Raw genomic sequence first — 1867 nt, forward strand, 5'->3', positions numbered from 1 at the left:
CGCTTCTCCACCAAATAAGACCGCGTTTCCCTGTGTATAACGATAGGTCAGAATCGGCCGGGCGGGATCGACAATAGAATCGCGGCCAAACCGATCGAGTACTTTTTCGGAATACGTGTAGTTATTGATCCGGTTTTGGAAAAGACTGGCTGTGATGGATACGTCAGGCGATTCATAAGCAATGCCCAAATCACTCTGAAACGATGTTTCTGAATGTAAATTAGGGCTGCCAATTTCATACCGGAACGTACCGGCGTGTTCGCCATTCGCCGATAGCTCAGGCGTTGAGGGAGCCCGGAAACCTCGCCCGAGATTCGCCTTTACTGTCCAGCGACTCGTTAACGCATACGTAGCGCCGAAGCTGGCTGTTGGATTTGAGTACGTTTTATTCAAACCCGTAAACCGTACTTCTCCTCCACTAATCGGGCTTTCGCTGAACGCGCCGTCAGTGCCGGCATACAGTTTATTGATCTGCATTTTCCGGATGTCCATCCGTAATCCGCCATTAATCGTTAGTCTTTCTGTTTTCTTCTGAGCAAATAAGAAAAGACCGTTGTCCCAGGAACGATAGCCGGGATAGAGTACCTGTAACCCTTTGTTTTGGTTATATTGCCAGAGGCCGTTACCACCTACCGTAAAATCCCAGCCGTTACGTCCGCCGAAGTAATATTTAAGGTCATAGAAAACATTCTGGAGATAAAAGTAGAGTGCTGGCTGACCAGGAGTCAGCGTGCTTGCAAATTCCTGCCGTCGATTCTGACTGTAACTAACTATGGCCGAAATATTACCTCCGCCCACTTTGGCAAATGTATTCCAGGACGTTTTGAAATTATTTAGGTTCTGGTAATTGGCCGGATCAATGGCGCGGCCGTGCAACGTAGCATCTGAAACGGGGGCCAGCGCTTCTGAATCGCTGGATACGCGCACCAGTTCCTGAAAACGGCCGCTTGGATCACGCTCCCCGGTTACGATGTTGATGTCCTGATGCCAGTTGGAAACGTACAGCTGTGAATAGCCCCATTTGCGGTTAATACCGATAGTGCCATTTACGTCGAACTCACGGTAGGCCGAACCGTATACCAGCCCATCATATTTATTTCGGTAGTTTCCGGCACTTTTTGTGCTTACCCGAATTCGCCCAAATACCCCCTTCGACGTAGTGCCTTCGACCATACCTGACAATCCGATAAGACCATTATTGCTTTGATAATTGGTCAGGATTTGACCACGTAGTACCCCAATTTCGGGCGGACGGGCTGAAATCAGGCTCATCACGCCACCGAGTCCATCGGAACCATACAACAAACTGCCCGACCCTTTAATAATTTCGTAACGGTCAATACTGTATTCATCAATTTGCAGTGCGTGTTCTTCGCCCCATTGGTTGTCTTCCTGCCTGACGCCATCGTGAACTGTAATGACCCGATTAAAGCCTAGTCCGCGTATAACAGGCTTCGACAGACCTACGCCCGTAGTGATTTGCGACATACCCGGTAGCTTTCCAACAGCATCGACCAGGTTAGTTGAACTGGTCTGCAGCCACTGGATTTTGTTGTACGTCATAATGGGGACTGGGCTATCTTTTACAGTCGAGCCCGTAGTCAGACCTGTCACGACAACTTCCTGTAGCTGAGCAGCTTCGGGTTCCAACGTGAAATCGGCCGTTGTTTCGCCCGAAAGAAGCCGAACAGTACGTGTTAGTGGTTTGTAACTTAAGAAGCGGACCTCGATTTTGTGCGAACCTGCCGGAATATCGGCTACCCGGTATTGACCCAGCGTATCAGTGAGCCCTCCTTTTTTCAAGGCGGGTAAATAGATGGTTACGCCGATAAGTGGCTGGCGATTGGTTTTGTCAATAACCGTACCG

1 protein-coding gene is annotated in these 1867 nt (G+C 49.3%); it reads right to left on the reverse strand.

Annotation, left to right across the window (positions count from 1 at the left end; translation table 11 throughout):
• Positions 1 to 1867 (reverse strand): TonB-dependent receptor (locus tag ACOJS8_RS24040; RefSeq protein ID WP_420151103.1); only part of this gene is annotated, 1867 nt, incomplete at both ends.

Source organism: Spirosoma sp. (assembly GCF_048594605.1).
Lineage (GTDB): Bacteria > Bacteroidota > Bacteroidia > Cytophagales > Spirosomataceae > Spirosoma.